Source organism: Geodermatophilus sp. SYSU D01106 (assembly GCF_054049995.1).
The window spans coordinates 31,468-55,383 of sequence record NZ_JBJGYM010000010.1 but is presented as its reverse complement, the minus strand read 5'-3'; the positions used below and the strand labels follow the sequence as shown (position 1 = coordinate 55,383).

The following is a 23,916-nucleotide window of genomic DNA, read 5'->3' as shown; positions in this document are numbered from 1 at the left end:
GGCCGCCCGGGCGCACCGGCGTGACAGGCTCGACGCCGTGACCGGACGGCTCGTGCTCGGTGGGGCGCCCCTCGGCCAGCCCGGCGACGTCGGCCCGCGGCTGCGCCAGGCGATGGCGACGGCCGACGTCCTGGCGGTCGAGGACACCCGGCGCCTGCACCGGCTGGCCACCGACCTCGAGGTGACGCCGACCGGGCGGGTGGTGACCTTCCACGAGTCGGTGGAGCGCCAGCGGCTGCCGGGGCTCCTGGCCGCGCTGGCCGACGGCGCGACGGTCCTGCTGCTCACCGACGCCGGCATGCCCTCGGTCTCCGACCCCGGCTACACGCTGGTGCGCGCGGCGATCGAGGCGGGCGTCGCGGTGACCTCGGTGCCCGGCCCGTCGGCGGTGACGACGGCGCTCGCGGTGTCGGGGCTGCCGGTCGACCGGTTCTGCTTCGAGGGGTTCCTGCCGCGCAAGCCGGGGGAGCGGCGGTCGCGGCTGGCCTCGCTCGCCGACGAGCGCCGCACGATGGTCTTCTTCGAGTCGCCGCACCGGCTGGCCGACGCGCTGGCCGATGCCGCCGCCGCGTTCGGCCCGTCGCGGGAGGCGGCGGTGTGCCGCGAGCTGACCAAGACGCACGAGGAGGTCCGCCGCGGGCCGCTGTCCGCGCTCGTCGAGTGGGCCGCCGACGGCGTGCGCGGGGAGATCACGCTCGTGGTGGCGGGCGCTGTGCCCGAGCCGGTGTCCCTGTCGCCGGCCGAGCTCGCGGCGCTGGTGGCGGGGGAGGAGGCCGCGGGGGCCACCCGCAAGGACGCGATCCGCGCCGTCGTCGCCCGCACCGGCCTCCCGCGCCGTACCGTCTACGACGCCGTCGTCGCCGCCAAGGAGCCGCTGGACCAGGCATAGGAAGCTATCCGCACGTATCGGGCGCCCAGACGTGCGGATTGCTTCCTATGCCTCACCGGTGCCACGTCAGCCCACGCGGAGCTGCGCCTGACGGATCCGGTAGACCTCCGGGACCCGCCGACGCACGAGCTCGGGGTTCCGCCTGACGTCGGCGTAGGTGAAGCGCAGCACCAGCCAGCCGGCTGCGGCGAGCGCTGCGTCGCGAGCCAGGTCGCGCTGCCGGTCCTCGGGCGACGTGTGGTGACGGGCGCCGTCGAGCTCCACCGCGAGCTTGACCTCCGGCCAGGCTCGGTCGAGCCGGATGCCGCCCTGCGGCAGGGCCAAGCGGTACTGACCGATCCCCGGCGGGAGGGAGCAGTGCCGGAACACCCCGAGGACGCCGAGTGCCTCCAGTTCGCTCTCGCAGCCGTCGTGCACGAGATCGATGGCCTGCGCCAGGGCGCGGTGACCGCCGACGTTGGGGCGCTCACCCAGTGCCTCGAGCAGTGCGGACGGCGTCACGAGTCGTCGGCGCGCGGCGTCGAGCAGCAGGGGACGGCGATCGTCCACCGCCAACAACGGCCACGAGTCGACCAGCGAGCGGGCGAGGTCCGTCACCGGCAGGCCGTGGCGGAGGACGCACTGAGGAGCTTCGACGCGGAAGCGCAGGCGTCGGTGGATCACCAGGTCGGGCGCGCCCGCGCGTCGGGCGGCCTGGTCGATGGTCAGGTGCACCGGACGGCGGAGAGCGACGAGCCCCTAGACCGCCAGCGCCGACGTGTGACTGATGGCGGCACCCTGGCCCGCGTGCCGAAGGGCCGCGCGCAACAACAAGCGGTCGTCCACGCTCTGGCCGGCGAGGCAGTAGACGTGCGGGAAGATGCGGGTCAGCGTCCGCCGGCCGAGGAAGCCGTCGAGCACGGTCGCCGGTACCCGTGTGAGCAGCTCCTGCCGGCTCGCGATGCCGCCGTTCCCCGCGATGACCTCGGTGATGTGCTCGCGCCACTTCATGCGGTGACGGTGGAGCCTCGACCGGTTGCGATGGACGGCAGCGGCTCACCTGTGGGGCGACGGCTCCGTCCACATGCCTGATTGGACTGTCGAGGCATTGGAAGCTATGCCCACGTCAGGGGCCCCACTACGTGCGGATAGCTTCCAATGCCTGCCCGGCGGGCTAGAGCCAGCCGTTGCGCTTGAAGCCGCGGTAGAGCAGCGAGCACGCCACGACGATCACGATCCAGACCATCGGGTAGCCCCAGCGCCACTGCAGCTCGGGCATCCACTCGAAGTTCATGCCGTAGATCCCGGCGATCGCGGTCGGGACGGCGATGATGCCCGCCCAGGCCGAGATCTTGCGCATGTCCTCGTTGTCGTTCATCGACGTCCGCGCCAGCGACGCCTGCAGGATCGACGACAGCAGCTCGTCGAGCCCGGCCACCTGGTCGCGCACGCGGATCGCGTGGTCGAGCACGTCGCGGAAGTACGAGCGCATCGCGTCGGGCACGACGTCGACCTGCCGCTCCGACAGCTTCTGCAGCGGCAGCTCCAGGGGCCCGACCGCCCGGCGCAGCTGCATCAGCTCGCGCTTGAGCTGGTAGAGCCGGCCGATGTCATCGGTGCGCTGCGGGCTGAACACCGACGCCTCGAGCTCGTCGACGTCGTCCTGCACCTGCTCGGACACCTCGACGAAGGAGTCGACGACGAGGTCGGCCACCGCGTAGAGCACCGACGACGGGCCCAGGCACAGCAGGTCGCGCTGGTCCTCGAGCCGGCGCCGCAGGTCGGCGAGGTCGCCGTGCTGACCGTGCCGCACGGTGATCACGTGGTGGGCGCCGAGGAAGACCATCACCTCGCCGGTGTCGACCACCTCGCTGGTGGCGGTCAGCTCCTCGTGCTCGAGGTAGGTCGCGGTCTTGAGCACCATGAACAGGTCGTCGTCGTAGCGCTCGAGCTTGGGCCGCTGGTGGGCGTAGACGGCGTCCTCGACGGCGAGCGGGTGCAGCCCGTACCGCTCGGCGATCGCGCCGAGCTCCTCCTCCGTCGGCTCGAACAGTCCCAGCCACACGAAGCCGCCCCGCTCGACGGCGGCCTCCAACGCCTCCATCGGGTCCACCGGCGGCTCGCGGCGGCCCTCGACGTAGACGGCGCAGTCGACGACGGCGCCCACCCCGTCCGGCCGGGCCGGCGCCGGGCGCGGCGCACCGGCCGGCCGGGGGCGCGTCGTGGGCACGTAGGGGCCGGGCGCGCCCGTCCGTTCCTCGCTCACCCCGACCGCCTCCTCCCGCCCCGCCGCCGCGGCGGGCGTGCAGCAGCGTAGGCGTGCGGGCACGGGGCGCCCGTGCCACGCTGCCCGGAGGACCGGCGCCGCGCGGGAACGCCGGGCGACGAGCAGGAGGACGGCGTGGCCGCTGGCACGCGACGGGTCAAGTCCGTCGAGGACTCCATCCGGGACACCGACGAGCCGGAGCACCGGCTCAAGAAGAACCTCTCGGGCCTCGACCTCACCGTCTTCGGCGTCGGGGTGATCATCGGGACCGGCATCTTCGTGCTCACCGGCGAGGTCGCGAAGACCACCGCCGGCCCGGCCGTGGCGATCTCGTTCGTCATCGCCGGCGTCGTCTGCGGCCTGGCGGCGGTCTGCTACGCCGAGTTCGCCTCGACGGTCCCGGTGGCCGGGTCGGCCTACACGTTCTCCTACGCCACGCTGGGCGAGCTCGTCGCCTGGATCATCGGCTGGGACCTGGTGCTGGAGCTGGCCCTGGGCGCGGCCACGGTCTCGGTGGGCTGGTCGGGCTACCTCAACCAGCTGCTCGGCGACATCGGCATCCCGCTGCCGACCTCCATCGCCGGCGAGACCGCGACGGTCAACATCCCGGCGATCGTCATCGCGCTGGTGATGACCGGCGTCCTGGTGCTCGGCATCAAGCTCTCGTCCCGCGTGACCGGCGTGATCGTGGCGATCAAGGTCGCCATCGTCCTGCTGATCATCGTGCTCGGGTTCTTCTACACGAAGGCCGCCAACTACACGCCCTTCGTGCCGCCGGCCGAGCCGGCCGCGGCGGGGGAGAGCGGCTGGCACGCCCCGCTCATCCAGACGCTGTTCGGCTGGAGCCAGGGCAGCTTCGGCTGGGGCGGCGTGATCGCCGGCGCCTCGATCGTGTTCTTCGCCTTCATCGGCTTCGACATCGTGGCGACGGCGGCCGAGGAGACGAGGGACCCGCGCAAGGACCTGCCGCGCGGGATCATCGGCTCGCTGGTCATCTGCACGCTGCTCTACGTCGCCGTCAGCCTCGTCGTCGTCGGCATGCAGCCCTACGGCGAGCTGTCCACGGAGGCGCCGCTGGCCGAGGCGTTCAGCAGCGTCGGGCTGTCGTTCGTCTCCAGCCTGATCTCGGTGGGCGCGCTGGCCGGCCTGACGTCGGTCGTGATGATCCTGATGCTCGGCCAGTCGCGGGTGCTGTTCGCGATGAGCCGCGACCACCTGCTCCCGCCGGGGATGGCGACGGTGCACCCGCGCTACGGCACGCCGTACAAGATCACCATCGGCACCGGGATCGCCGTCGCCCTGCTCGCCGGCTTCCTCCCGCTCGGCACCCTCGCGGAGCTGGTCAACATCGGCACGCTGTTCGCCTTCGTGCTGGTCTCGATCGCCGTGATCGTGCTGCGCCGGACCCGGCCCGACCTGCACCGCGCGTTCCGCGTCCCCCTCGTGCCGGTGCTGCCGATCGTCTCGGCGCTGGCCTGCCTCTACCTGATGCTCAACCTGCCCGCCGACACCTGGCTGCGGTTCGCCATCTGGATGGCGCTGGGCTTCGTCGTCTACTTCGCCTACGGGCGGCGGCACAGCCGGCTCGCCGGCGCCGAGGGCGAGGCCGCGGCGCGGCGGCTGGCCGCCGACCGGGAGGCCCGCCGCTGACCCCTCCCCCCGAGGGGTGAGGCAGGGGGCGGCGGACCTCCTGCCGCGCCGCCCGCGGGACGACCTGACCGGTGACCGACGTCCCCGGCCAGGAGCGATCCCGTGGCGACCAGCGTCCTCGACGCCCCCCTCCCGACCACCGCCGACCCGCAGCGGCGGCCGGCGGCCGTGCTGCTGCTGGCCGCCGTCTGCATGCTGGAGGCGGTCGGGCTGCTGGCCGGCGCGCTGACCGGCCTCGACGGCCTGATGACGGCGACCCCGCAGCCCCCGGGCCTGCTCGTCGCCGCCGCGCTGGGCGGGCTGGCCGCGTGGATCGTGCTGTGCGCCGCCGGCGGCCTGGCCGCGCTCGACGGCTCGGGCCACCGGCTCCCCGCGGGGGTCGCCTGCGGCGAGATCGTCCTGCTCGCCGCGCTGGCCGTCCTCGCCGTCGGCAGCGACCTGGCCCTGCCGACGACGCTGCCCCTGCCGGCGCTGCTGCTGCTCGCGCTGGCCGTGCCGGTCGGCAAGCTCATGCTCACCTCGGCGCCGGCGACGGTCGCCTGGACCGCGGCCGGCCCGCGCCGCCGCCCGGCCGAGCCGCCGGTGACCCACCCGCGCACCCGGCTGGTCACCGTGGTGCTCATCGGCCTGGCCCTCGGCGCGCTCGCGGTCAGCACGCCCGTGGGGACCGACGCGGGCACCGGCGCTCCGGCGTCGAGCACCGCCCCCGGTTCCTGACGGGAGGCGGGTGGCCGGGCCTCACTACTCTCGTCACGTGAGTGATCGGCACATCCTGACCGCCGTGGCCTGGCCCTACGCCAACGGCCCGCGGCACATCGGCCACGTCTCCGGCTTCGGCGTCCCCTCCGACGTCTTCAGCCGCTACCACCGGATGGCCGGTGACCGGGTGCTCATGGTGAGCGGCACCGACGAGCACGGGACGCCGATCACCGTGGCCGCCGACGCGGAGGGCGTGAGCCCGCGGGAGATCGCCGACCGCAACAACCGGATCATCGTCGGCGACCTGCAGGCCCTCGGCCTGAGCTACGACCTGTTCACCCGCACCACCACGGTCAACCACGCCCAGGTGAGCCAGGAGATCTTCCTCGGCCTGCTCAAGAACGGGTACGTCTTCCCGCAGACGACGCTCGGCGCGATCAGCCCGTCCACCGGCCGCACCCTGCCCGACCGCTACATCGAGGGCACCTGCCCGATCTGCGGCTACGACGGCGCCCGCGGCGACCAGTGCGACAACTGCGGCAACCAGCTCGACCCCACCGACCTGATCAACCCGGTCAGCCGGATCAACGGCGAGACGCCGCGCTTCGTCGAGAGCGAGCACTACTTCCTCGACCTGCCGGCGTTCACCCGCTCCCTCGGCGACTGGCTGGACTCGCGGCGCGGCTGGCGGCCCAACGTCCTCAACTTCGCCAAGAACCTGCTCGAGGACCTCAAGCCGCGCAGCTACACCCGCGACATCGACTGGGGCGTGCCGATCCCGCTCGACGGCTGGCGCGACCGGCCCGACAAGCGCATCTACGTCTGGTTCGACGCCGTCGTCGGCTACCTGTCGGCGTCCATCGAGTGGGCCCGCCGCTCCGGCGACGCCGACGCCTGGCGCCAGTGGTGGCAGTCGCCCGACGCCGACGCCTACTACTTCATGGGCAAGGACAACATCGTCTTCCACGCCGAGATCTGGCCCGCGCAGCTGCAGGGCTACAACGGCGAGGGCGACAAGGGCGGCAGCCCGGGCTCGCTGGGCCGGCTCGCGCTGCCCACCGAGGTGGTCTCCAGCGAGTTCCTCACCATGGAGGGCCGCAAGTTCTCCAGCAGCCGCCAGGTGGTCATCTACGTCCGCGACTTCCTCGCCCGCTACGACCCCGACGCGCTGCGCTACTTCGTCGCGGTCGCCGGCCCCGAGACGCAGGACACCGACTTCACCTGGTCGGAGTTCCTGCGGCGCAACAACGACGAGCTCGTCGCCGGCTGGGGCAACCTGGTCAACCGCACGGTGTCGATGGCGGCGAAGAACGTGGGCGCCGTCCCGACGCCGGGGGACCTGACCGACGCCGACCGCGCGCTGCTGGCCTCGACGTCGTCGGCGTTCGGGCCGATCGGCGACCTGCTGGCCCGCAACCGGCAGAAGGCCGCGGCCACCGAGGCGATGCGGGTCGTGGGCGAGGCGAACAAGTACCTGTCCGACCAGGCGCCGTGGAAGCTCAAGGAGGACCCGGCCCGCCGGGACACCGTGCTGCACACCGCGCTGCAGGCGGTCAGCGACTGCAACGCGCTGCTCACCCCGTTCCTCCCGCACTCGGCGCAGAAGGTGCACGAGCTGCTCGGCGGCACGGGCGTGTGGTCGCCGGCGCCGCGGGTGGAGGAGGTCACCGACCTCGACGACGGCTCGCCCTACCCGGTCATCACCGGCGACTACGGCGACGCCCAGGCGGTGTGGGCCTCCCGCCCGCTGCCGTCGGGCACGCCGCTGTCCCCGCCCACCCCGGTGTTCCGCAAGCTCGACGAGTCGATCGTGGCCGAGGAGCTGGCCCGGCTGGAGGGCAACGCCCCGTGAGTCGCTCGGCCGCGTCCCGCGCCAACCGGCGGGGCGAGCCGCCGCCGTCCCCGGAGCCGCTGCCGGCGCCGGCGATCGACAGCCACACGCACCTCGACATCGTCCTGAACGGGTTCCGCACCGACGAACCCGCCGAGGACGCCGCGGTGGACGCCGAGATCGCCGCCGCGGCCGCCGTGGGGGTGCCACGGCTGGTGCAGGTCGGCGTCGACGTCGCCTCCTCGCGCTGGTCGGCGGAGCTCGCGGCCCGGCACCCGGCGGTGCTGGCCGCCGTCGCCGTGCACCCCAACGAGGTCGGGGAGGGGCTCGCCGACGACGACGCGCTGGCCGAGATCGACCGGCTCGCGGCGCTGCCGCGGGTGCGCGCGGTGGGGGAGACCGGCCTGGACCGGTTCCGCACCGGGCCCGAGGGCTGGGCGGCGCAGGAGGCGTCCTTCCGCGCGCACGTCCGGATCGCGAAGGAGCACGGGGTCGCGCTGGTGATCCACGACCGCGACGCGCACGAGGAGGTGCTGCGGGTCGTCGACGACGAGGGCGCGCCGGAGCACGTGGTCATGCACTGCTTCTCCGGCGACGCGGCGTTCGCGCGGGCCTGCGCCGAGCGCGGGTTCGTGCTGTCCTTCGCCGGCACGCTGACCTTCGGCAACGCCGGCTACCTGCGCGAGGCCGCGGCCCGCACCCCGGTCGGGCAGCTGCTCGTGGAGACCGACTCGCCGTTCCTCACGCCGATGCCGCACCGCGGCCGGCCCAACGCCTCCCGGCTGGTGCCGCACACCGTCCGGGCGCTGGCGGAGGTCACCGGGGTGGAGCTCGCGGAGCTGTGCGACGCCCTCACCCGCAACGCCGAGCGCGTCTTCGGCTCCTGGTGAGAGGACCCCCTGCCCCCCGTCACTCGCACGCTCGTGCCGGGACCCTGCAGGGGGCCGACCAAGCGGTCCCGTACGGGGCAGTCATCCATCCGACCGGCTGAGCGCCGGAGCGAGGCACACTGGTCGGCGTGGGCCGCCTCATCGCCGTCGTCCTCTTCATCGCCGTGCTGGTGCCCGGCGTGCTGCTGGCCCGGGCCTGGGCCCTGGCCGCCGGCCGGCGCGCCGTCGCGTCCGCGGCGATCGAGTTCACCACCCCCACGCCCGAGGGCGTGGCCACGCTGCAGCGGCAGGCGCAGCACGGCCGCCGGGTGCGCCGGCTGGGCCTGCTGCTCGGCCTGGTCGCCATCGGCGCGAGCATCGCGGTGTTCGCCGAGGCGTCGGTGTTCCTCTGGCTGCCCGCGCTGATCGTGGGCCTGCTCGTCGGCGTCGTGCTCGCCGAGGCCACCCGCCCGCGGCCGCGCTGGCGCCTGGCCGAGCCCGCCCGCCGGCCGCGGCGCAGCGAGCAGATCTCGCTGTGGCTGCTGTGGACGATGCGCGCCGTCGTCGTCGCCGAGGTCGTCGCCGCCGTCGTCACCTGGCAGCAGGGCGACCTGCGCGACGCCGTCGGCTGGACGGCCCTCGCGATCCCGCTGGCCACCTGGCTGCTCGCGGAGGTCGCGCTGCTGCGCGCGCTCACCCGGCCCCTGCCCGCCGACGGCGCCGACGTGCCGGTCGACGAGGCGCTGCGCACCTGGACCGCGCACCTGGTGACGGCGGCGACCAGCGTGCTGGCGCTGCTGCCCCTGGGCACGCTGCTGCTGGTCGGCGGCATCGACCTCGGCGACCGGGTCACCGCGAACGTCGACCTGCTGCCGGTCGCGCTGGTCGCCGGTGGGTTCGCGGGGCTCGCCGCGGGCCTCGCCGTCGCCGGGTTCCTGCTCACCTGGCTGCGGCCGGTGCGCGTCAGCGAGCGGGCGCTGGCCGGCTGAACCGAGCCGAGTGCCCCCGAGCGACGGCCGCCACACCGTGACCTCCGTCACGCACTGACCTCACCGAACGCGGTCGTCACACCCGTCCCATCCGGCGCGTCCGTCACACACCGTGTCGGCGCGGCGCCGAGTCGACATCTCACCCCGGTGGTTGACTCCGTGCGCACCGTTGCCACACGCACCAGGCTCGTTATCGTGACGTGACCGACCGGGATGGGGACCCTCCCGGGTGGCGCCACGGCCCGGGGGTCCCCTCCGAGCAGGCTGCCGCCCGAGGGCGACCCCGTGCCGGGCCCCCGACCTCGGAAGAGACCCGTGTCCCGAACGCTGAAGCTCGCCCTCTTCGCCCTGGTCCTGACCGGACTGGTGGGCGGCTCGGTGGCCTGGTACGCCGCGCAGAAGTCGCTCACCCTCACCGTGGACGGCCAGGTGCGCGAGGTCAGCACCTACGCCGACACCGTCGGCGAGGTGCTCGCCGAGGAGGGGCTGGAGACCGAGGCGCACGACGTCGTCCTCCCCGCCGCCGAGGCCGCGGTCGCCGACGGCGACACGGTCGTGGTCAACCGGGCCCGCCCGCTGCAGCTCACCGTCGACGGCGTCAGCAGCGAGGTCTACGTGACCGCCCTGTCGGTCGACGAGGCGCTCGAGCAGCTCGGCTACCGCGCCGACGGCATGGTGCTGTCCGCCAGCCGCAGCGAGCGCCTCCCGCTCGACGGCATGGCGCTGTCGATCACCACCCCGAAGGCCGTCACCCTCGTCGTCGACGGGGCCACCCGCGTGGTGACCACGACCGCGGCCACCGCCGGCGACCTGCTCGCCGAGCAGGGCGTCGTCCTCGGCGAGCACGACCGCACCAGCCTCCTCGCCACCCAGCCGCTGCTGGGCGCCATGCGCCTGCAGGTCTTCCGCGTCGCGGTCACCGAGCAGGTCGTCACCGCCCCGGTGCCGTTCCGCACGGTCGAGACCGAGGACCCGGACGCCTTCGAGGGCGAGGAGACCGTGACCCAGGAGGGCGTCGCCGGCGAGCAGGCCACGACCTTCCGCGTGACCGTCACCGACGGCGTCGAGACCGCCCGCGAGCAGCTCAACACCGCCGTCACCCTGGCGCCGGTCGACGAGCTGGTCAGCGTGGGCACCAAGGAGCGCCCGGCGCCGGCCGGCGGCGTCCCGGCCACCGCCGACGGCCTCAACTGGGCCGCACTCGCGCAGTGCGAGTCCGGCGGCCGCGCCAACGCGGTCAGCTCCACCGGCAAGTACCACGGGCTCTACCAGTTCTCGGTCGCCACCTGGCAGGCCGTCGGCGGCAGCGGCCTGCCGTCGCAGGCCTCGGCCGACGAGCAGACCATGCGCGCCCAGATGCTCTACGCGCGCTCCGGCGCCGGCCAGTGGCCGCACTGCGGCTCCCGCCTGTTCTCCTGAGCACGAGCCGCTGAGCACCCCCGAGCAGACCGACGGGCTGCTGGGCCCCGCCGCCATCCGCGAGCTGGCCCAGCAGCTCGGTCTGCGTCCCACCAAGACGCTCGGGCAGAACTTCCTGCACGACGCCAACACGATCCGCCGCATCGTGCGCACCGCCGAGCTGCGGCCCGACGACGTCGTCCTCGAGGTCGGGCCCGGACTCGGCTCGCTGACCCTCGGCCTGCTGCCGGCCGCCGCGGCCGTCACCGCCGTCGAGATCGACCCCCGGCTGGCCGCCCTGCTGCCGGAGACGGTGGCCGCGCGCCGGCCCGACCTCGCCGGCCGGCTGACCGTCGTCGAGGCCGACGCGCTGCGCGTGCGCGAGCTGCCGGGTCCGCCTCCCACGGCGCTCGTGGCGAACCTGCCGTACAACGTGGCCGTGCCCGTGCTGCTGCACCTGCTGGAGCTCCTGCCCACCCTGCGGCGGGCGCTGGTGCTCGTCCAGGCCGAGGTGGCCGAGCGGCTGGCCGCCCCGCCCGGCGGCGCCGCCTACGGCGTCCCGTCGGTCAAGGCCGCCTGGTACGGCACCGCCCGGCGGGCCGGCAACGTCGGCCGGCGGGTGTTCTGGCCCGAGCCGAACGTCGACTCCGGGCTGGTCGCCCTCGACCGGCACGACCCGCCGCCGGGGGACCGGGCGGCCACCTTCGCCGTCGTCGACGCCGCCTTCGCCATGCGCCGCAAGGGCCTGCGCGCGGCCCTCGCCGGCTGGGCGGGCAGCGCCGCGGCGGCCGAGACCCGGCTGCGCGCCGCCGGCATCGACCCGTCCACCCGGGGCGAGCGGCTCTCGGTGGCCGACTTCGCGCGGCTGGCGGCGACGTCCCCGGTGGCCGGCGCGTGAGCTGGTCCTCGCCGGGCGGACCCGGACACACCCGCGGCGACGGCGCGGTCACCGCGCACGCCCCCGCCAAGGTCAACGTCTCGCTGGCCGTCGGTCCGCTGCGCGAGGACGGCTTCCACGCGCTGCAGACGGTCTACCTCGCCGTCTCGCTGCTCGACACCGTCACGGTGCGGCCGGGCGAGGGGCTGTCGGTCAGCGTCACCGGCGAGGGCGCCGGCGGGCCCGACCCGGTGCCCACCGACCGGCGCAACCTCGTCTGGCGGGCCGCCGAACTGCTCGCCGAGCACGCCGGCGTGGCCGCCGACGCCGCCATCGCGGTCGACAAGACCATCCCCGCCGCGGCCGGGCTGGCCGGCGGCAGTGCCGACGCCGCGGCCGCCCTCGTCGCCCTCGACGCGCTGTGGGGCACGCACGCCACCCGCGGCGACCTCACCGCGCTGGCCGCGCAGCTCGGCAGCGACGTCCCGTTCAGCCTGGCCGGCGGCATCGCGATCGGCACCGGCCGCGGCGAGCAGCTCACCCCGGTGCTGGCCCGCCGGCCCTGGCACTGGGTGCTCGGCATCGCCGACGGCGGCCTGTCCACCCCCGCGGTCTACGCCGAGCTCGACCGGCTGCGCGCCGCGGGGCGGGTCCCCGACGGCACGGACACGCCCTCGACCGAGCCGGTGCTCACCGCCCTGCGCAGCGGGCCGGCGCCGGCCCTGGCCGCGGCGCTGGCCAACGACCTGCAGGCGCCCGCGATCTCGCTGCGGCCGGCGCTGCGGCGGGCGCTGCGGGCGGCCACCGACGCCGGCGCCGCGGCCGCCCTGGTGAGCGGCTCCGGCCCGACCGTGGCCGCGCTGGCCGACGGCGAGGACGCGGCGCTGCGGCTGGCCGCCGTGCTGGCCGGCGAGGGCGTGTTCCGCACCGTCCGCGTCGTGCACGGGCCGGTGCCCGGCGCCCGCCTCGTCGGCTGAGGCGCCGGCACCTCGGGCCGGCCCCTCAGGCCGGTGCCTCAGGCCGGTGCGGTGCCCGTCGTCCGCAGCACCGGGTCGGGGTCGAGGTGGGCCAGCCCCGAGTAGGCGAGGTCGACCAGCCGCGCGGCGACCTCCTCCTTGCCGGGGGAGCGGTGCTCGAGCCACCACTGCCCGACCAGCGCCACCATGCCGACGAGCGCGGTGCTGTACAGCCCGGCCAGCGCCGGGACGTAGCCGCGGGCGGCGAACTGCTCCGCGAGCAGGAACTCGACCCGGCGGGCGAGCTCGCCGAGCAGCGAGGAGTAGGCGCCGGAGCCGGGGGAGTCGCGGGAGAGCACCCGGAAGCCCTCGGTGTCGTCCTCGACGTAGTCCAGCAGCACCAGCGCCGCCCGCTCCAGGAGGGCCCGCGGGGTGCCGCCCTCGGCGAGGGCGCCGGTGAACCGGTCGAGCAGCCGCTGCATCTCGCGGTCGACGACGGCGGTGTAGAGGCCCTCCTTGCCGCCGAAGTGCTCGTAGACCACCGGCTTGCTGACGTCGGCGCGGACGGCGAGCTCCTCGATCGAGGTCCCGTCGTAGCCGCGCTCGGCGAAGACGGCCCGGCCGATCGCGACGAGCTGCTCGCGCCGCTGCGCGCCCGTCATCCGGACGCGCGGGCGGGGCATGCCGTGCGCGTCCACGGGCGGCCGGGCCCCGGTCAGGCCGCGGCCGGCTCGGCCGCGCGGCGCTTGGCGGCCAGGCGCACCGGGTCGGGCCACTTCACCGAGTGCGCCCAGCCCAGCTTCTCGAACACCCAGATGACCCGGGCGCTGATGTCGATCTGCCCGCGCAGGACGCCGTGGCGGGCGCAGGTCGGGTCGGCGTGGTGCAGGTTGTGCCAGGACTCCCCGGCGGACAGGACCGCCAGAGGCCAGAAGTTCGTGGCGCGGTCACGGCCCGGGGAGACGAAGGGCCGGTTGCCCACGACGTGGCAGACCGAGTTGATCGACCAGGTGACGTGGTGCAGGAGGCCGGTGCGCACCAGGCCCGCCCAGAAGAACGCCGACCAGGCGCCGGCCCAGCTCTGCGTGACCAGGCCGCCGATGACCGCGGGCAGCGCCAGGCTCAGGAACGCCCACAGGGAGAACAGCCGGCTGGTGATCCGCAGGCCGCGGTCCTTGAGCAGGTCGGGGGCGTAGCGGGCGGCGTTGGTCTGCCGGCGGTCGAAGAGCCAGCCCAGGTGGGCGTGCCACATGCCCTTGAGCAGCGCGCGGCTGTCGGTGCCGTAGCGCCACGGCGAGTGCGGGTCGCCGTCGCGGTCGGAGAAGGCGTGGTGACGCCGGTGGTCGGCCACCCACTGCACGACCGGGCCCTGGATCGCCATGCAGCCGATGATCGCCAGCGCGATCCGCAGGGGCCGCCGCGCCTTGAACGAGCCGTGCGTGAAGTAGCGGTGGTAGCCCACGGTCACCCCGAGCAGGGGGACGAAGTAGAAGGCCACGGCGAGAGCGACGTCCAGCCACGACAGGCCCCAGCCCCACACCACCGGAACGATCGCGGCCAGCGCCAGGAAGGGGACGACGACGAAGACGTAGAGGACCAGCTGCTCGAGGTGGCCCTTCTCCTTGCCGTACGCGGTGGCCGGGAGGCCGGCGTCGGGGTCGGCGGGACGGAAGGCCGTCGGCCGGGTGAGGGACGGGGCGGACACGGGGCGGTTGCCTCCTGGAGTCGGCCGGCCCGGTCGCGCGTCTCTGGACGACCGGTGGCTGGGTGCGCCGTAACCTACGACACCGTAGGGAGGTCCGCCGCCCGGGCTCCGGAGCCGCAGGTGGGGGCGGGGTCACCGCAGCCGTGCCGCGCGCGGGCGTGCGCCCTAGGCTCGTCGGGGTGTGGTGCCCCGCGGCGCCGCGGTGGGGGATGGGGTAATCGGCAGCCCGCCGGCCTTTGGAGCCGGGAAGTCTCGGTTCGAGTCCGAGTCCCCCAGCAGCGCCGGCAGGACCGCCGGCGTCCCAGCGTCGGAGGAGTCCCGTGAGCGCCCAGCAGGCAGTCGCCGCCGTCGTCGTCCTCGCCGCCGGGCAGGGCACCCGGATGCGGTCGGCCACGCCGAAGGTCCTGCACGAGCTCGGCGGGCGCAGCATGCTCGGCCACGTGCTGGCGGCCGCGGCGCCGCTGGGCGCCGGCGAGACCCTCGTGGTGGTCGGCTCGGGGCGCGAGGCCGTCGAGGAGCACCTGGCCGCGGTCGCCCCTGGCGCGCGGGCCGTCGTGCAGGCCGAGCAGCTCGGCTCGGGTCACGCGGCGCGGGTAGCGCTCGACGCCGTCCCCGACCTCGAGGGCGCCGTGCTGGTGGTCAACGGCGACGCGCCGCTGCTGCGGGAGCGGACGCTCACCGAGCTCGCCCGCGCGCACGTCGAGGCCGGCAGCGTCTTCACCGTGCTCACCGCCGAGGTCGAGGACCCGACGGGGCTCGGCCGGATCGTGCGCGACGCCGAGGGCGCGCCGCGGGCGATCGTCGAGGAGCGCGACGCCACGCCGGAGCAGCGGGCGGTCCGCGAGGTGAACGCGGGCGTCTACGTGGCCAACGCCGGCACGCTGCGGCGGGTGCTGGCCGGCCTGGCCACCGACAACGCGCAGGGCGAGCAGTACCTCACCGACGCGCTGGCCCCGCTGGTCGAGGGCGGCGCCCCGGTGGCCGCCGTCCGCGCCGAGGACCCCGCCGACGTGCTCGGCTGCAACGACCGCCGCGAGCTCGCCGCCCGCCGCCGCACTCTCAACGACCGCGTGCTCGACGACCTCATGCGCTCCGGCGTCACCGTCGTCGACCCGGCCACCACCTGGGTCGACGTCACCGCCGCCGTCGCCCCGGACGCGCTGCTCGAGCCGGGCGTGCAGCTGCGCGGGACGACGTCGGTGGCGGCCGGCGCCGTCGTCGGGCCGGACTCCACGCTCGTCGACACCACCGTCGAGGAGGGCGCCGCGGTGGTGCGCTCGCACGTCCTCGGCGCCGTCGTCGGGCCGCGCGCCTCGGTGGGGCCGTTCAGCTACCTGCGGCCGGGCACCCGGCTGGCGGCGGACGCCAAGGTCGGCGCGTTCGTGGAGACGAAGAACGCCGAGGTGGGCGAGGGCTCGAAGGTGCCGCACCTGTCCTACGTGGGCGACGCGACCATCGGCCGGGGCGCGAACATCGGCGCGGCCACCGTCTTCGTCAACTACGACGGCGTGGCCAAGCACCGGACGACGATCGGGGACGAGGTGCGCATCGGCTCGGACACGATGCTCGTGGCGCCGGTCACCGTGGGCGACGGCGCCTACACCGCCGCCGGGTCGGTGATCACCCAGGACGTCCCGCCGGGGGCCATGGGTGTGGCGCGGGCCGCACAGCGCAATGTGGCAGGCTGGGTGCGACGACGCCGTCCCGGCAGCGCCGCGGCGCGGGCCGCGGCCGCGGCAGAGGGCGCGGCCGGCCAGCAGGGGCCTGCGGACGCCGAGACCGGTGCCGGGGCCGACTCCAGGGCCGGTTCCGCGGCCAACTCCGAGCAGTGAGGGCACACAGCCGATGAGCGCGATCCGGCAGACCACCAGCAAGAGCCTGATGCTGTTCTCCGGCCGGGCCTACCCCGAGCTGACGGCGGAGATCGCCGGCCACCTGGGGGTCACGCCGACGCCGACCGCGGCCTACGAGTTCGCCAACGGCGAGCTGTTCGTCCGGTTCGAGGAGTCCGTGCGCGGCTGCGACGCGTTCGTGGTGCAGAGCCACACCGCGCCGATCAACACCTGGCTCATGGAGCAGCTGATCATGGTCGACGCGCTCAAGCGCGCCTCGGCCAAGCGGATCACCGTCGTCGCGCCGTTCTTCCCCTACGCCCGGCAGGACAAGAAGCACCGCGGCCGCGAGCCCATCTCGGCCCGCCTGGTCGCCGACATGTTCAAGACCGCCGGCGCCGACCGGCTGATGACCGTCGACCTGCACACCGCCCAGATCCAGGGGTTCTTCGACGGCCCGGTCGACCACCTCTTCGCCCTCGAGCTGCTCGTCGGCCACGTCAAGGAGCGCTGGGGCGACCGCGACATCACCGTCGTCTCGCCCGACTCCGGCCGCGTCCGGGTGTCCGAGCGCTGGACCGACGCCCTCGGCGGCGTCCCGCTGGCCTTCATCCACAAGACCCGCGACCCCATGCGGCCCAACGAGGTCAAGGCCAACCGCGTGGTCGGCAACGTCGAGGGCCGGGTCTGCATCCTGGTCGACGACATGATCGACACCGGCGGCACGATCGTGAAGGCCGCCGAGACGCTGTTCGAGTCCGGCGCCTCCGACGTCATCGTCTGCGCCACCCACGGCGTGCTGTCGGGCCCCGCCGTCGACCGGCTGAAGAACAGCCAGGTCAGCGAGGTCATCGTCACCAACACGCTGCCCATCGAGCCGGCCCGCCTGTTCGACAAGCTGACCGTCCTCTCGATCGCCCCGCTGCTCGCGCGGGCGATCAAGGAGGTCTTCGAGGACGGCTCGGTCACCAGCCTCTTCGGCGGCGCCAGCTAGCGGTCCCGGAGGTCGCGCGGCCGCCTCCTCACGGTCGCGTAGGATGGGCAGTCGCCCGGCGAGGGAGGCGGCCCGTCCGCACTCCGTGATCGACGTGCGTGTGCTCCCCGCGAGGTGTGCCGCGCCCGGCCGCCGGCACACCGGCCGTACCACCTGAGGAGCACACACCGTGGCTGACTTCCGCCTCGCCGCCGAGGCCCGCACCGAGTTCGGCAAGGGCAGCGCCCGCCGGACCCGCCGCGCGGGCCGCATCCCCGCTGTCCTGTACGGGCACGGCCAGGACGTGGTCCACCTGTCGCTGCCGGCCCGCGAGTTCGCCGCGGTGCTGCGCAACGGCGGCACCAACGCCCTGATCACCGTCGTCCTCGACGGCCAGGAGCAGCTCGCGCTGACCAAGTCCGTGCAGCGCGACCCGCTGACCCGCGTGCACGAGCACGTCGACCTGCTCGTCGTCCGCCGCGGCGAGCGCGTCACCGTCGACGTCCCCGTCGTCGTCGTGGGCGAGGCCGCCGCCGAGACCCTGGTCAGCGTCGAGCTGAACACCGTCTCGGTCGAGGCCGACGCCACCGCGATCCCCGAGACCGTCGAGGTCGACGTCACCGGCCGCGAGGCCGGCAACGGCGTGACCGCCGCCGAGCTGTCCCTCGCCGGCGGGGCCACCGTGCTCACCGACCCCGAGGCCCTGGTCGTCAACGTCATGGCCGCCCCGACCGCCGAGCAGCTCGACGCCGAGCTCGCCGAGGCCGAGGCCGAGGCCGGCATCGAGCGCGAGGAGTCCGCGCCGGCCGAGGAGGGCACCGGCGAGGGCGACGTCGTCCCCGAGCCGCAGGACCAGGGCAGCGGCGAGTCGATCGAGTCGACCGAGAACAGCTGAGGTCCCCGCTGACCGAGAGCACGTCCCGCAGGGGCGCCGGCGTGACCGCCGGCGCCCCTGCGGCGTCCCCGCCGTCGGACGGGCCCTTCCTCGTCGTCGGCCTGGGCAACCCCGGCCCGTCCTACGCGGGCAACCGGCACAACGTCGGGGCGATGGTGCTCGACGAGCTGGCCTCCCGGATCGGCGCGCGGCTGTCCCCGGGCAAGGGCAAGCGGGCCCGGACGCTGATCGGCGAGGGCCGCCTGGCCGGCCGCCGCGTCGTCCTCGCCCGGCCGACCGCCTACATGAACGAGTCCGGCGGCCCCGTGCGCGGCCTGCTCGACTACCACTCGATCCCCGCCACCGACCTCGTCGTCGTGCACGACGAGCTCGACATCCCCTTCGCCGCGGTGCGGCTCAAGCGGGGCGGCGGCGAGGGCGGCCACAACGGGCTGCGCTCGATCAGCCGGTCCACCGGCACGCGCGACTACCTGCGGGTCCGGGTCGGCATCGGCCGGCCGCCGGGCCGGCAGGACCCCGCCGACTTCGTCCTCAAGGACTTCTCCGCCACCGAGCGCAAGGAGCTCGACCTCCTGGTCGCCGAGGCTGCCGACGCCGCCGAGGAGCTGCTGGCGCACGGCCTCGAGGCGGCGCAGAACGTCGTCCACCCGCGCACCTGATCTCTCCCCTTCGGGTGACTGCTCACTCTCCGCATTGACCCGCCGGTAGCGTTCTTGTGAGCATCTCCCCTGCGTCGGGGGACGTGGGGCCAGATCAGGCAACACGACGATGCACGGTTCGTGACCGGATCCCCAGCGGAGTCGAGGACGAGGGTGACGTGGACGTGCGCCGCTCGACGTCCTGTCGTCCTCGCTCGGTCTCCGTGTCCTGATCGCGACAGGCCCTTCCTCCGAACGGGGAGAAGCCGAGCGTGACGCGTGTGGCCGGCCGTCGGTGACCCGCCGGACAACGGCGAGGTCCGTCGGCGAGCAACCGCCTGGACAGGAGGAGCGATCCGTGGACCGCTGGAACACCGCCTGGCTCCGGCGCCTGCTCCGAGCAGCGCCTGCGACAGGGTCGGCTGGATGGCCTGGACGCGACGACACCGCTCGGCGGCCGCGGACGGCCCTGTGGTCACTCGCTGCTGCGGTCCTGACGATCGTCCTCGTGGCGGCCTGGGTCGTCAGCCCGGGTGGGGCGGAGAGTGCAGAGGCGGTCGCCGGGTCAGGGGCGACGCCCTCCGACCCGCTGCCGAAGGAGGACGCCGAGGCGCCCTGCGCGTCGGCGGTCGCCTCGGTCGTCACTCCCGCCGCGGACGCCGTCCTGCGGTCGGGCCGTGTCCCACTGGTTGCGCTGCTCTCCGAGCCCGCGAAGTCCGCACGCTGGACGTTGGCGCGCGCGGACGGTGGACGTCGGTGGATCGACGACGGCTACTTCTTCGCGGTGTCGCCGGACAGAGGAGGTGCCTTCTCTGTCTCTCTCGACCTGGGCGTCGGGTCATACACCTTCCGCGTCGAGGCGGTGGACACCGCCGCCTCGGGATGTACCTCAGATGAGGTGACCTTCTCCGTGTCGGACGAGGTGGCCGGTGCAGGTTGGATCTCGGGCGCCTCAGGCGAGGGGGTGGCAACCGGTCAGTTCAGCTCGTGGCGGGGAACGCCCGTGTCGATCGCCGGCACGTGGGTGGACAGCAACGCGGGTCAGGTCGCACTGTGGACGATGCAGCCCGGTGCGGAGTTCGCGGACTGGGACGGCGACCTCGACGTCGCCGTCGGTGCGATCGGCGCACACGAGACTTGGGCGGCCGCGGCCCGCGGCGAGTACGACCAGCGGTGGGAAACCTCCCTCAGGTCGATGGCCCGCCTCCGGGAGGGCCGGACCGGCACCGTGTACATCCGCTTCGCTCACGAGATGAACGGAGACTGGTACCCGTGGAGCGTCACGCCCGAGACCTCCGGGGACTTCATCGCCGCATGGCAGCGGTTCCGCGCCCTGCAGCAGGAGTGGTTCCCCGCCGCCAGGCTGGTCTTCGCGCCCAACGACCGATCCGCTGGGGACGTCGACTGGCGGACGCTGTTCCCTGGCTCGCGGTACGTCGACGTGGTCTCCATGTCCTACTTCAACCACTACGTCCAGTCGGCCGACGTCGCCGGCTTCTGGGCACGCGCCACGTCTCGTGACCACATGGGTGCTCCCACGGGCATCCAGGGCTTCTCCGACTTCGCGCGCAGTGTCGGCCTCCCCTTCGCGGTGAGTGAATGGGGGCCGCACGCGGCATTCGGCGACGGAAGGGCCTACGTGGAGCAGATGTACCAGTGGTTCCGCGCCAATGCCGGTACCGGACCTGGGCAACTCCTCTATGAGGTGCTCTTCAACGTAGAACGCGACGGCAACGCCTTCGCGGTGTTCCCGACCAGCAACGTGCCGCTGGCGGCAGAGGCCTATCAACGACTCTGGTGAGGCGGAGGCGGCGCTCGCAGGCGGCGTCTAGCCTGGGAGGGGGCCTGCGCCGCACTCGGCGGCACCGCTGCGGGCCGTCGTCCCCAGGAGGAAGTCCCCGTGAGCCTGCGCGGCGTGCTCGACGTCGTCCTCAGCGATCCCGGCATGGCCCGCGTGGTGGCCGCCGCGGGGTCGGCCGAGCTCGCCGTCCCCGCGCCGCCGCCGGTGCAGCCGCTGGTCGCGGCCGCGCTGGCCGCGCAGGCGCCCGGGGCCGGCGTCCCGGTCCTGCTGGTCACCACCGGCGAGCGCGACGCCGACGTCGCCGCCGACCTGCTGCGCTGCTTCCTCCCCGGCCGCCGGGTGGAGACCTTCCCGGCGTGGGAGACGCTGCCGCACGAGCGGCTCTCCCCGCGCGCGGACACCGTCGGCCGCCGGCTGGCCGTGCTCCGCGACCTCACGAACCCGGGCCAGAACGGCACGGTCGACGTGCTGGTGGCGCCCGTCCGCAGCGTGCTGCAGCCGCTCGCGCCGGGCCTCGGCGACCTCGTGCCCGTGGAGCTGAAGCCGGGCGACACCGCCGAGCTCGACGACGTCGCCCGCGCGCTGGCCGACGCCGCCTACACCCGCGTCGAGCTGGTCGAGAAGCGCGGCGAGTTCGCCGTCCGCGGCGGCCTGCTCGACGTCTTCCCGCCCACCGAGCCGCACCCGGTCCGCGTCGAGTTCTGGGGCGACGAGGTCGACGAGCTGCGGTACTTCTCCGCCGCCGACCAGCGCTCCCTCGACGACCGGCCCGGGCGGCTGTGGGCCCCACCGTGCCGCGAGCTGCTGCTCACCGACGCCGTCCGCGCCCGCGCCGCGGAGCTCGCGGCGGAGCACCCCGGCCTCGCCGAGATGCTCGGCAAGCTGGCCGAGGGCATCGCCGTCGAGGGCATGGAGTCGCTGACCCCCGCGCTGGTCGAGGGGCAGCTGCAGCTGCTCACCGACCTCGTGCCCGCCGGCACCCACGTCCTGGTCGCCGACCCCGAGCGGGTGCGCAGCCGCGCCGCCGACCTCGTCCGCACCGCCGAGGAGTTCCTCGCCGCCTCCTGGGCGACCGCCGCGGAGGCCGGCGAGGCGCCGCTGGACCTCGGGGCGTCGTCGTTCCGGGCGCTGGAGGACGTCGAGGCCGCCGCCCGCGGCCGCGGCCTGCCCTGGTGGACCACCGGCGCGTTCACCCTGGGCGACCTCGACGACGACGCGGCCGCGCTGGAGGCCACGACCGTCGAGCGCTTCAGCGGCGACCTCGACCGTGCGGTCGGCACCCTGCGCGACTGGACCCGCGAGGGCTGGCGCGTCGTGCTGACCTTCGCCGGCCCCGGCCCGGCCCAGCGCGCCGCCGACCAGTTCGGCGCCGCCGAGCTCGGCGTGCGGCTGGTGCCCGGCCTGGAGTCCGCCCCCGACGCCGGGCTGGCCTCCATCACCCAGGGCAACCTCGAGTCCGGGTTCGCCTTCCCCGGCGTGAAGCTCGCGCTGGTCACCGAGCACGACCTCACCGGCCAGCGCGGCACCACGATGCGCGACGCACAGAAGATGCCCGCGCGCCGCCGCAACGCCGTCGACCTGGTGCAGCTGCAGCCCGGCGACCTCGTCGTCCACGAGCACCACGGCATCGGCCGCTACATCGAGATGGTCAGCCGCACCGTGCACGGCGGGCAGCGCGACTACCTCATCGTCGAGTACGCCCCGGGCAAGCGGAACCAGCCGCCGGACCGGCTGTTCGTGCCCACCGACTCCCTCGACCAGCTCACCCGTTACGTCGGCGGGGAGCAGCCGGCGCTGTCCAAGCTCGGCGGCGCCGACTGGCAGAAGACCAAGGGTCAGGCCCGCCGCGCGGTCAAGCAGATCGCCGCCGAGCTGATCCGCCTCTACTCCGCGCGCATGGCGACCAAGGGTCACGCCTTCGGCCCGGACACCGTCTGGCAGCGCGAGCTCGAGGACGCCTTCCCGTTCCAGGAGACGCCCGACCAGCTCGCCGCCATCGACGAGGTCAAGTCGGACATGCAGAACCCCGTGCCGATGGACCGGATCATCTGCGGCGACGTGGGCTACGGGAAGACCGAGATCGCCGTCCGCGCCGCGTTCAAGGCGGTGCAGGACGGCAAGCAGGTCGCCGTCCTCGTACCGACGACGCTGCTCGCCAACCAGCACTTCAAGACGTTCTCCGAGCGCATGGCGCAGTTCCCGGTGACGGTGAAGGTGCTGTCCCGGTTCCAGTCCGAGGCCGAGAGCACCGAGACCCTGCGCCAGCTCGCCGCCGGCGAGGTCGACGTCCTCGTGGGCACCCACCGGCTGCTGCAGCCGACCACCCGGTTCAAGGACCTCGGGCTGGTCATCGTCGACGAGGAGCAGCGCTTCGGCGTCGAGCACAAGGAGTACCTGAAGACGATGCGGACGGCGGTCGACGTCCTGTCGATGTCGGCCACCCCGATCCCGCGCACGCTGGAGATGAGCCTGACCGGCATCCGCGAGATGTCGACGATCCTCACCCCGCCCGAGGAGCGGCACCCCGTCCTCACCTACGTGGGCGCGTGGGACGACAAGCAGATGGCCGCGGCGATCCGCCGGGAGCTGCTGCGCGACGGCCAGGTCTTCGTCATCCACAACCGCGTGCAGTCGATCGACAAGGCCGCGGCGAAGATCCGCAACCTGGTGCCCGAGGCCCGCGTCGCCGTCGGCCACGGCCAGATGAAGGAGCACGAGCTCGAGCGGATCATGGTCGGCTTCTGGGAGAAGGAGTACGACGTCCTGGTCGCGACGACGATCGTCGAGTCGGGCTTGGACATCCCGAACGCCAACACCCTGATCGTCGACCGCGCCGACACCTTCGGCCTCTCCCAGCTGCACCAGATCCGCGGCCGCGTCGGGCGTGGCCGCGAGCGCGCCTACGCCTACTTCACCTACGACCCGTCGCGGCCGCTGACCGAGACCTCGGTCGACCGGCTGACGACGATCGCGCACAACACCGACCTCGGCGCCGGCATGGCGGTCGCGATGAAGGACCTCGAGATCCGCGGCTCGGGCAACCTGCTCGGTGGCGAGCAGTCCGGGCACATCGCCGGCGTCGGCTTCGACCTCTACGTCCGGCTGGTCGGCGAGGCGGTGGCCGACTACCGCGCCCAGGTCACCGGCGAGGCGGCGCCCGTCGAGCCGGTCGAGGTGCGCGTGGACCTGCCCGTCGACGCCCACCTGCCGCACGACTACGTGCCCGGCGAGCGGCTGCGCATGGAGGCCTACCGCAAGGTCGCGAGCGTGCAGGACGACGACCAGGCGCAGGCCGTCCTCGACGAGCTCACCGACCGCTACGGCACCCCGCCGGCGCCGGTGCTCAACCTGCTGGCGGTGGCCCGCTTCCGCGCCGCGGTGCGGGCGCTCGGGATCACCGAGGTGTCGCTGCAGGGCCGCGTCATCCGGGTGTCGCCGGTGCCGTTGCGGGAGTCGCAGCAGATGCGGCTGGCCCGGCTCGCCGACGGCGCCACGTACAAGTCGGCCGTCGAGACGATCTCGCTGAAGGTGCCCGTCGGTCCCGACCGGCGGACGCCGCTGCGCGACGTCGCCCTGCTCGAGCACCTGCACTCGCTGCTGCGCGCGGTGATCGAGCAGCCGGTGGCCGCGGCGAGCTGAGAGCGGGGGGCCGCGTCCTGCGACGGCCGT

20 protein-coding genes and 1 tRNA gene are annotated in these 23,916 nt (G+C 74.4%); 16 read left to right on the top strand and 5 right to left on the bottom strand.

Translation table 11 applies throughout. The annotated features are described in order from the left end of the window. Positions 1-37 precede the first annotated feature (37 nt). Positions 38-889, top strand: coding sequence for a 16S rRNA (cytidine(1402)-2'-O)-methyltransferase (gene rsmI, locus ACI78R_RS12505; RefSeq protein WP_457040953.1), 852 nt, complete (start codon positions 38-40; stop codon positions 887-889). A gap of 66 nt (positions 890-955) precedes the next feature. Here the strand turns inward: rsmI and ACI78R_RS12500 are convergent, their stop codons facing one another. The 3 genes from ACI78R_RS12500 to corA form a co-directional block, all read right to left on the bottom strand. Next, complete coding sequence (locus ACI78R_RS12500) at positions 956-1,603, bottom strand: DUF559 domain-containing protein (protein WP_457040952.1); 648 nt, start codon at positions 1,601-1,603, stop codon at positions 956-958. A gap of 24 nt (positions 1,604-1,627) precedes the next feature. Beyond that, positions 1,628-1,879 (bottom strand): hypothetical protein, encoded by a 252-nt coding sequence (locus ACI78R_RS12495; RefSeq protein WP_457040951.1) that lies wholly within the window; start codon positions 1,877-1,879, stop codon positions 1,628-1,630. A 163-nt stretch (positions 1,880-2,042) separates the two neighbouring features. Then, positions 2,043-3,134, bottom strand: a complete 1,092-nt coding sequence (gene corA, locus ACI78R_RS12490; RefSeq protein ID WP_457040950.1) for a magnesium/cobalt transporter CorA — start codon at positions 3,132-3,134, stop codon at positions 2,043-2,045. A 135-nt stretch (positions 3,135-3,269) separates the two neighbouring features. Between corA and ACI78R_RS12485 the strand changes: the two genes are divergently transcribed. From ACI78R_RS12485 to ACI78R_RS12450, 8 genes are all read left to right on the top strand, one after another. Continuing rightward, positions 3,270-4,784 carry an amino acid permease gene (locus tag ACI78R_RS12485; RefSeq protein ID WP_073418567.1) on the top strand — a complete coding sequence of 505 codons (1,515 nt, stop codon included), beginning with the start codon at positions 3,270-3,272 and terminating at the stop codon, positions 4,782-4,784. Between the two features lie 102 nt (positions 4,785-4,886). Beyond that, a complete protein-coding gene (locus ACI78R_RS12480) occupies positions 4,887-5,501 on the top strand; it encodes a hypothetical protein (protein WP_454553983.1) in 615 nt (204 codons plus the stop codon). 37 nt (positions 5,502-5,538) lie between these two features. After that, positions 5,539-7,335 carry a methionine--tRNA ligase gene (gene metG, locus ACI78R_RS12475; protein ID WP_073418569.1) on the top strand — a complete coding sequence of 599 codons (1,797 nt, stop codon included), beginning with the start codon at positions 5,539-5,541 and terminating at the stop codon, positions 7,333-7,335. Beyond that, positions 7,332-8,204: a TatD family hydrolase gene (locus ACI78R_RS12470; RefSeq protein ID WP_457040949.1), complete on the top strand. Its 873-nt coding sequence runs from the start codon at positions 7,332-7,334 to the stop codon at positions 8,202-8,204. Before metG ends, ACI78R_RS12470 begins: the two co-directional genes overlap by 4 nt. 128 nt (positions 8,205-8,332) lie before the next feature. Continuing rightward, positions 8,333-9,172, top strand: a complete 840-nt coding sequence (locus ACI78R_RS12465; protein WP_073418571.1) for a hypothetical protein — start codon at positions 8,333-8,335, stop codon at positions 9,170-9,172. 315 nt (positions 9,173-9,487) lie between these two features. Then, positions 9,488-10,591: a ubiquitin-like domain-containing protein gene (locus ACI78R_RS12460; RefSeq protein WP_457040948.1), complete on the top strand. Its 1,104-nt coding sequence runs from the start codon at positions 9,488-9,490 to the stop codon at positions 10,589-10,591. Positions 10,592-10,736: 145 nt separating this feature from the next. After that, complete coding sequence (gene rsmA, locus ACI78R_RS12455) at positions 10,737-11,468, top strand: 16S rRNA (adenine(1518)-N(6)/adenine(1519)-N(6))-dimethyltransferase RsmA (RefSeq protein ID WP_454553987.1); 732 nt, start codon at positions 10,737-10,739, stop codon at positions 11,466-11,468. Then, positions 11,465-12,424: a 4-(cytidine 5'-diphospho)-2-C-methyl-D-erythritol kinase gene (locus ACI78R_RS12450; protein ID WP_457040947.1), complete on the top strand. Its 960-nt coding sequence runs from the start codon at positions 11,465-11,467 to the stop codon at positions 12,422-12,424. Before rsmA ends, ACI78R_RS12450 begins: the two co-directional genes overlap by 4 nt. Before the next feature lie 38 nt (positions 12,425-12,462). On the opposite strand, the gene ACI78R_RS12445 is transcribed toward ACI78R_RS12450, so the two are convergent. Beyond that, positions 12,463-13,086 carry a TetR/AcrR family transcriptional regulator gene (locus ACI78R_RS12445; RefSeq protein ID WP_457040946.1) on the bottom strand — a complete coding sequence of 208 codons (624 nt, stop codon included), beginning with the start codon at positions 13,084-13,086 and terminating at the stop codon, positions 12,463-12,465. A gap of 32 nt (positions 13,087-13,118) precedes the next feature. Next, positions 13,119-14,108 carry an acyl-CoA desaturase gene (locus ACI78R_RS12440; protein ID WP_073418576.1) on the bottom strand — a complete coding sequence of 330 codons (990 nt, stop codon included), beginning with the start codon at positions 14,106-14,108 and terminating at the stop codon, positions 13,119-13,121. Between the two features lie 203 nt (positions 14,109-14,311). On the opposite strand from ACI78R_RS12440, the gene ACI78R_RS12435 reads away from it, so the two are divergent. The 7 genes from ACI78R_RS12435 (at position 14,312) to mfd (ending at position 23,886) form a co-directional block, all read left to right on the top strand. Then, positions 14,312-14,384 (top strand) — tRNA-Gln (locus tag ACI78R_RS12435). A 44-nt stretch (positions 14,385-14,428) separates the two neighbouring features. Further along, positions 14,429-15,940, top strand: coding sequence for a bifunctional UDP-N-acetylglucosamine diphosphorylase/glucosamine-1-phosphate N-acetyltransferase GlmU (glmU, locus tag ACI78R_RS12430; RefSeq protein WP_457040945.1), 1,512 nt, complete (start codon positions 14,429-14,431; stop codon positions 15,938-15,940). A gap of 13 nt (positions 15,941-15,953) precedes the next feature. Further along, a complete protein-coding gene (locus ACI78R_RS12425; protein WP_457040944.1) occupies positions 15,954-16,934 on the top strand; it encodes a ribose-phosphate diphosphokinase in 981 nt (326 codons plus the stop codon). A 169-nt stretch (positions 16,935-17,103) separates the two neighbouring features. Further along, on the top strand, positions 17,104-17,808 hold the full coding sequence (locus ACI78R_RS12420; protein ID WP_073418580.1) for a 50S ribosomal protein L25/general stress protein Ctc: 705 nt from the start codon (positions 17,104-17,106) through the stop codon (positions 17,806-17,808). A gap of 41 nt (positions 17,809-17,849) precedes the next feature. Then, the gene (gene pth / locus ACI78R_RS12415; protein WP_457040943.1) at positions 17,850-18,467 is read left to right on the top strand and encodes an aminoacyl-tRNA hydrolase; all 618 of its coding nucleotides are present in this window, start codon (positions 17,850-17,852) and stop codon (positions 18,465-18,467) included. 487 nt (positions 18,468-18,954) lie between these two features. After that, complete coding sequence (locus ACI78R_RS12410; protein WP_457040942.1) at positions 18,955-20,247, top strand: glycoside hydrolase family 26 protein; 1,293 nt, start codon at positions 18,955-18,957, stop codon at positions 20,245-20,247. A gap of 99 nt (positions 20,248-20,346) precedes the next feature. After that, entirely contained in the window at positions 20,347-23,886 is a 3,540-nt protein-coding gene (gene mfd, locus ACI78R_RS12405) for a transcription-repair coupling factor (protein ID WP_457040941.1), read from the top strand. The last annotated feature ends 30 nt before the right edge of the window (positions 23,887-23,916 follow it).

Bases quoted from the DNA above. Each gene is read 5' to 3' on its own strand.
- ACI78R_RS12495 (WP_457040951.1), bottom strand. From the start codon at position 1,879: ATGAAGTGGCGCGAGCACATCACCGAGGTCATCGCGGGGAACGGCGGC.
- ACI78R_RS12445 (WP_457040946.1), bottom strand. From the start codon at position 13,086: ATGCCCCGCCCGCGCGTCCGGATGACGGGCGCGCAGCGGCGCGAGCAG.
- ACI78R_RS12425 (WP_457040944.1), top strand. From the start codon at position 15,954: ATGAGCGCGATCCGGCAGACCACCAGCAAGAGCCTGATGCTGTTCTCC.